Annotated in this window: 3 protein-coding genes and 2 pseudogenes; 3 read left to right on the forward strand and 2 right to left on the reverse strand. The window is 60.7% G+C overall.

The genetic code is table 11. The features are described from left to right. Position 1: 1 nt before the first annotated feature. Entirely contained in the window at positions 2 to 1,096 is a 1,095-nt protein-coding gene (locus FBZ93_RS38335; protein ID WP_146992798.1) for a hypothetical protein, read from the reverse strand. 769 nt (positions 1,097 to 1,865) lie between these two features. On the opposite strand from FBZ93_RS38335, the pseudogene FBZ93_RS41595 reads away from it, so the two are divergent. The 3 genes and pseudogenes from FBZ93_RS41595 to FBZ93_RS38350 form a co-directional block, all read left to right on the forward strand. Next, a pseudogene (locus tag FBZ93_RS41595) lies at positions 1,866 to 2,049 on the forward strand (transposase); the annotation flags it as partial. 566 nt (positions 2,050 to 2,615) lie between these two features. Beyond that, positions 2,616 to 3,358, forward strand: a pseudogene (locus FBZ93_RS38345) (isocitrate lyase/phosphoenolpyruvate mutase family protein). A gap of 264 nt (positions 3,359 to 3,622) precedes the next feature. Further along, on the forward strand, positions 3,623 to 4,813 hold the full coding sequence (locus tag FBZ93_RS38350) for a pyridoxal phosphate-dependent aminotransferase (protein ID WP_146992800.1): 1,191 nt from the start codon (positions 3,623 to 3,625) through the stop codon (positions 4,811 to 4,813). Between the two features lie 795 nt (positions 4,814 to 5,608). On the opposite strand, the gene FBZ93_RS38355 is transcribed toward FBZ93_RS38350, so the two are convergent. Further along, positions 5,609 to 6,382 carry a reverse transcriptase domain-containing protein gene (locus FBZ93_RS38355; RefSeq protein ID WP_246667820.1) on the reverse strand — a complete coding sequence of 258 codons (774 nt, stop codon included), beginning with the start codon at positions 6,380 to 6,382 and terminating at the stop codon, positions 5,609 to 5,611. Between the last annotated feature and the right edge of the window lie 659 nt (positions 6,383 to 7,041).

Raw genomic sequence — 7,041 nt, forward strand, 5'->3', positions numbered from 1 at the left:
TTCATTTTAGAAGGCTCATCGCCGCGTCGATGACCTGCTCGACGCTGATCTTCGACATACACACCCGGCAATGTTCGCAGGGGTCGAGGTTGCCGCAGCCTAGACCTTCGCCGGTAAACAGGTTCACGTGTTGCGCGTAGCCGGTCACCGCCGGCGACACAAAGCCGCCGAAGATCACGACCGCCGGTGTGTTGACTGGACTGGCTGCACAGGCATGGTGCAAGCCGCCCTCGGGCCCGACGTAGAGCGCCGCACGCGCCAGCACTGCGCAGGCCGTCCGGAAGCTTGGGGTGGCGATGCGCTCGATGCCGTCGATCGCCTGCGCGCCAGCGTCGAATTGCACGACCCGGAAGCCGCGATCGCGCAGGAGGTGGGCGACGCCGCGGTAGCGATCGAGGCCCCATCGCTTGTTCTGCCTGCCCCATTGCTTGTTCGGCGCGTCGTTCACGGTGTTGGGCTCTACTACGATGAAATCGTCGCCGACGCGCTCGGCGAATTCGAGCTCGCTGGGATCGAAAAAGAGCTCGCCCGGCCGTTGCGTCCCCGACGCGAAAATCATTTGCCGGCGCTCGCCGCTACCGAACCGGTAGTATCTGCGCGCGCCGCTATAGTGCTCGATCCACTCGAGGTTGTCGGCCCGCTCCTGCCCGGGCGCGGCCACGTTTGGATTGCCGCGAAAAATCAAGTGGGCGCACTCGTTCCAAATAATCTTGCGACCGTCGCCGAAGGCGATCTTGACGCCACGGGCGTGAGCCCCGCGCGCCAAGCCGGAGCCCATGATTTCGTCACCGTATTCCATCGAAAATCCTCCTGACTTCCTTGCGGACACAATGTCCTCGGCGAGCTCTGCCGGTGAGTAAATCTCGATCGCCTCCACCAGCTCGCTCAACGAGCGGAAGCGATGACACTCGCCGGGCCGGACCGCGGTGAACTCGCCCGGACTGAGTGGGTGGTGCCCACGAGTGCGTAGTCGTTCTTGTGTACCTCGATCAAAAAGGCGACTGCTCTTGAAAGCGTTCCATTTGTGATTGTGAAGCTGCACGAAGCAGCAGGCAGCGCACGCAATCCCCAGTCGATGCACGTCGAGCACCGTCAAGGTAGTGTGTCGAGCACTCCTTGCTCTGCACCCGCACTGATAACGATGTCATCCGTATTCCAGCCGATGCATGTTTTCTTGTTTCGGCCGATAGCTTTTCGGCGTCAGCCCTGCGAAGCTTCACCGATATCGGCGAGGGGCGATCGCCAACAAACGACTTCATTTTCGGAAAGCAGCTGTCATCCAGCCCAACTCCGGCAGCACCACGACGAGGGCGTTTACGTGCCAGGAGGCGCGCATTGTTGAAATTCCCGAGGCCGGAACCGCCGTCAAGGAGCAAAGGAAGCCCGATCGAGTCCGCTATGCGTTGGATCACGTCAATGATTGCGCTCCCCGAAGCTTTCTTGGCATCACGGTAGGCGAGAGCGCAGCAATCGACGCGCTGGATTCTGGGAGGCCTTTGAAGCCTGCACGCTCGGCGATGCTATCGTGTGCTTCCGTGAGGAAAGAGAGGTCGCGCGTGGAGCACATCACAGCGCACAGCATTTCTGCAAGTAAGGAGTGAGCGTATCGATCAGAGGGATCGGCGATAGCAGGCTGTGCTTGATGGTGCATGCCGAACTCCTTGCAGCTGCATTGACCAGCCCGACGTTCATTTAAGCGAATGGTGACATGCTTTTGTCGCTTGGATCAATTGCTAACGTTGGTAGTTGACCACGGCGCCAACGGCCCGCATCGATTAGCAGGGCGTGACGATCGGGTTGAGTGTCGGCCATGATATCCCGTCGCCACCAGAATTCGCTGCCGTGAACACAGCATACTCGGCTTCACCTGGCGCCAGACTCTGCAATACCATCCCCTCCTCCATTGCGTCGTGCCCGGCGGTGGACCTTCGCGCGACGGCGCATGCTGGGCCGCTTGCTGGCCCGGGCTTCTTCCTGCCGGTGCGCGTCCTCTCCCGGCCATTCCGCCGTCTGTTTCTGCAAGAGCTGCAAGCTTCCTTCGCGGCTGGCTAGTCAGTCGGGGTCGTGGTCTCTGCTGGATCGCCGGATCGCGGTCGCAGGCCCGCCGGATAACCCGGATCCCATGCTCTGCTCGCCCTACGCTGCGGCAAGAGGGGTTACGTCGGCGTATGCTCGGATGTTCGAGGCGCTGTACCAGACTGAGGCCGTCATCGCGAAGATCTCCATGGGATACGGCCCGGGCAGCCGGACCTCACGAAACCGGCCCCCTACATTATCACTACCTTTTTGCACGGCGAGCGTGCCAAGCTGAGCAGCGGCGTCCGGCCAGTTGATTGAATCTCCATCGATGACGCGGTCGATGGTCTTATAGTGTGTGCCAACGCACAGTCTCATAGCCGCATGGAGGATTGCAGGATCAGCGCAATTTGCGCCAGCAACGATCGAACATCTTGTGATCGTATGGGCTTAGCGAGGGGTTCCTGCGCATCTACAGCGAGACCCAACAGTTCGTGGCCTCGTCAACTACCCACCCTCGCAATTGATCTAGATGACAGAAACAGTCACGTTCACTGAACGAACGTCGGCCGGTCAAGCGCACAAGGAATCGGCATGCAATGCCAATCACCATCTGTCCTCGCCAGCGGCCCTGTTCAATCGGCTGATTCCTCACTTGCTGAAACGTTGCGTGGCGAGGTCTGCTCCAGCAGCGAGTTCTGCATCCTGATGGAAGCGCAGGACGGCCTTTCCGCCGTGCTCGCTGGGCGCGCAGGTTTCAAAGGTCTCCGGACATCGCGTCTGTCGATTGCCCGCTCTCTGGGTTACTGTGACGCCGACGAAGCGTCCTGGAGCCAACTCGTCGACGAAGGATGCAGTCGCGGAAGACATCGTCCTTGTGGCCAGGATCGAAGCGCTGATCGGCGGCCATGGATTGGACGAAGCAATTTTGCGCGCTCACGCTTATTACGACGCGGGAGCCGATGCGATCCTCATTTGCTCGCGAAGAAGCGCCGCGGACGAGATCCTTGCATTCGCACGCGCCTCGCAGAACAGGTTACCGGTCGTGATGGTTCCAACCAAATACTATCGAACACCAGTCTCCGCATATCGCACAGCCCGCATCTCCACAGTGATCTGGGCTAATCATTCCATGCGTGCGGCAATGCGGCAGGTCTGTCATCGCATCATCACCGAGGAGAACACTGCCAGCATTGGCCCCAATATTGCGACGCTCGACGAGATCTTCGAACTGTTAAGATACAACGAGCTGGCCCGGGCCGAAGCACGATATCTGCCTGAGCTACGATGCTCAGGCTTTCATCCTCACAACAGCCACGATTTTGAAGGACCTATACCATGAAACCGCTTGCCATACGATCCAGCGCAAACGGCGCAAGGTTCCGTTACATTGGACATAGCGTGAAATGGCGGGACAGCTCTGCCGCCGCACACCAAAGTTACTGCCACAATCGCCTCACCGTCTCAACGGTCATCCAATCACCGAAAACGGCCAACGTGGACGATGAACCGTCACCTTCAATATGAACGGGTTTTCTTTCTAGCTCGCGGGCAAGCTCTGCGCCGCAGCAATAACCATGACGCGTTGGATTGACGGAGAGCGCACATGCTGGCGCAACGAACGGCCCTGTTCAAATCGTCGGACACTGCCGTGGCGTGGACCGCGACCAAAGCAGCCGCCGCGAGCGGCGAGCAAATCATCGACTTGACCGCCGAAGAGATCCGAAGCGACCTTGCGCCAATGGTGCGCGAGGGCACGGTCATCGCGATCAATCGCAATGTCAACCGCGAGTTCGAGACAGGCGACCCGACGGAGCTACGCCATGCAATCGCTCGCAAAATTTCCGCTGAGACCGATCAACCGTGGTCGGCGGACGAAGTCGCAGTAACGGGCGGCTCCAAACATGCTCTTTTCAATGCGGCAATGATTCTTCTGAATCCCGGGGACGAGGTGCTCATCCCCGTCCCACATTGGACAGCGTTCCCGGCGCAGACCTTACTGGCTGGCGGCACCCCGATCTTCATCGAGACCAGGGACAACAACTATGTGCCGAAGCTTTCAGATCTAGCCGCGGCCGTTACATCAAAGACTAAAGCGATCGTTGTCAACACGCCGAACAATCCGACCGGCACGATCTACAACCGCGATACTCTTGCTGATATCGCCCAGCTTGCGATCGAGCGGGATCTCTGGATTGTGTTCGATGAATGCTATGGGGCTTTCGCCCATGCCCCACATACCCACCATCCTATCGTCTCGGTCGCTCCTCCGGCACGCGCTCGCACTCTGATCGTCAATTCGTTCTCCAAATCGCTGGCCCTGACCGGCTGGCGAATTGGCTATCTCGCCGGCCCAGAGGCGGTTATTAGCGCGGTCAAGGCGTTACAAAGCCATACAACCCACAATCCGAACGTCATTGCTCAGCACGCGCTGCTCCATCATTTGGAATCCGGCGATGACGCCTTCCAACAAAAACTTCAACGTCAGGTTGGCGAAGCTCGAACGCTCGGGCTCTCGATCCTGTCAACGTTGACGTCGATCCCCCAACCTGCTGCCCACGGCGGATTTCACTTCTATCTCGATCTAAAAGGCTGGCAGCGGTGCATCAAGGGCCCTGGCCCTGAGTTCAACGCCGATGATGTCGTTAACGTATTGCTGATGGACGCTGGTGTCGCGACAGTGTCGGGCACAGCCTTTGGCGACCCGGCCGGGGTCCGACTCTCCTACGGCGTCGATCTCAACTCGCTCGACAAGGGCTTGCGGCGTCTGTCCGCAACTCTGAACACGTGGAACTGAAATCTTGGTTGTTCGGCGTGCCTGGAATTGCAGAGGTTAGCATTACGCCCGAATTTCCACACCGCGCCGTCGTCCTTGCAGCGGGCCTCGGCTCTCGCCTGGACGAAGAGCTCCGTCGGGTCGCCGTGCAGGAAAGCGGGTTGGACCAGTACGAGCCCAGCGACCGCGCAGCCGCCGCCGCGCTTTCCAGTCGTTCCAGAGAGCCGTCGATGACGGGCCCGCCCCGCCGGTGTTCAGATCGTGGCGCTGGCTCTGCATGATCTCGCCGATAGGGTCACGTTCCTGGGTGACATGCTCGCACGCCATCAGTACGGACTCGCTGTAGATGATCATTTGGTTATGAACTCAGGATTGTCATGCTCGCTTCCCCTTTAGCGCAAACTGGAATAAGGAATAATGCGCGCGGAGGGAGCAAGGTCGTGGTCGAGTATCTCGGCATATGGCTTTGCCCTCACAGATCCGCGCAGGCGGCTTTCCCGCACCCGGCTCTTCCCGAGAGTAACCCGCGTCATATCCGCGCCTGCGCCCATGTGCGAGTGATGCGCGGAGTTGGCAGGCGGAAGCGTGCCGTCAGGGTCTCGAACTCCAGCCAATCCATGCGCCGACTTTTCTGGCTGCGCCGTCTCAGACAACGCAGCCAGGTCCGACGCACTTCGCGGTAGAAGCCGTTGAGCGCTGGATAGTTGTGCGGCCTACCGTAGTAGCCGTAGTGTCCGCGCAGAACGGCGGCGAACCACTCGTGCTGCGTGGGCAGTGGCGCGTGCATGAGCCGCCAAGCGTCCTGGCGCAACGCCGTCAGCTAGCGCGCGTCAGGCGTTTCCCTTCCGTCTTGTGCTTCACGATGAACCGGCCATCTCTGGTCCACCCGCAGTAGTGAGTGAAGCCGAGGAAGGCGAAGGTCTCTGGCCGCCGCTCGCCGCGCCGCTGCCGCAAGAGGGCCGCGAACCGGCCAAACTCGAGCAGCCGCGTCTTGTCCGTCAGGCCGAAGTTGGCCAGCCGCGCCTTGAGGGCCAAGAGCATTTCCTGCGCATCTGCCTTGTTCTCGAAGCCCATGACGAACAGCCACTCGTGGTCGACCGAGTCGAAGAAGCTGCGTATGTCGGCATCGAGCACCCAGTTCACGCGCTGGCTCATGATCGCCGTATGCAGGGCATCAAGCGCCATGTGAGTATTCCGCCCCGGCCGGAAGCCGCAGGAGAACCCGAGGAAGTCGGCCTCGTAGACAGCACTCAGCACCTCGGCCACCGCGCTTTGGACGATCTTGTCCTCTAGCGCCGACACACCGAGAGGCCGCTTACCGCCATCGGCTTTAGGGATGTAGACTCGCCGCACCGGCTGTGGCCGGTAGCGACCAGCGTGGACTCGTCCGCAGAGGTCGCGGATGTTATCCATTAGCCCCTCTTCGTACTTCGCCACCGTTACCCCATCGACCCCCGCGCTGGCCTGCCGCTCTTGCCGTCGAAACGCCCGAAGCAGAGCGTCCTCGTCGATATGGTGCAGCAAGGCCGTGAACCGGGTTTGGGCAGCCTGCTTGGCCGCCGCGTTCACCCGCTCGAGGTTCGGCGGCAAGGCAACCCGGCTCTGTGTCCGGACCCTGGCCTTCTCGCGCGGGCTCCTCTCGGGCTGGCCCCTTCCCTCCATGCGTCTCGTTTCCTTCGACGACTTCACAGGTACTATGGACCAGTCCGACTCCCGACCTCAGCTCGGACCACGGCTCTGGCAGTGCCTTGCCGCTGTCCCCCATTGGAGACCAATCCAATGGACCCGATCGGGCCTCTCATGTTCCAATGACTACCGTCCATGCGTGATCCGGCCTTCGACCCCGACGGAGCGGCATCGTCTCGCTATAACGACGATGCTCATGCTGCCTTCGTGACTAGGGAACGCACTCGGCCTCCGCGAACATCCACCTTTCGAGGCTCATTCCCGCACCCCGCATGGCTCCTGTCTACACTTCAGACCTCGCGTTGCCGCGACGCCCGCTAGACTCGGTCCCGGCCTGCCTGCTTCAGCTTTGGCCGGATGGGACTTCCACCCACAAGCAATCATCAGCTTGGCATGACGTACTCCCCGGTGATGGTGTAGCTCGGTAGAGCAAAGCCGTCCGCAGGCGCGCCCTCAAATAGCGGCGTAGCGGGCGGACGGCTTTGCGGTGGTCACCGGCGATTCGCCGGTAGGGTCGGGTTGCTGACACCAACCTGATTCGAGGAACCGCCGATGACCGATGA

This window comes from Bradyrhizobium macuxiense (assembly GCF_007993935.1).
Classification (GTDB): domain Bacteria; phylum Pseudomonadota; class Alphaproteobacteria; order Rhizobiales; family Xanthobacteraceae; genus Bradyrhizobium; species Bradyrhizobium macuxiense_A.

Excerpts from the sequence above, each read along its gene's own strand:
- FBZ93_RS38350 (WP_146992800.1), top strand. The coding sequence starts at position 3,623 with ATGCTGGCGCAACGAACGGCCCTGTTCAAATCGTCGGACACTGCCGTG.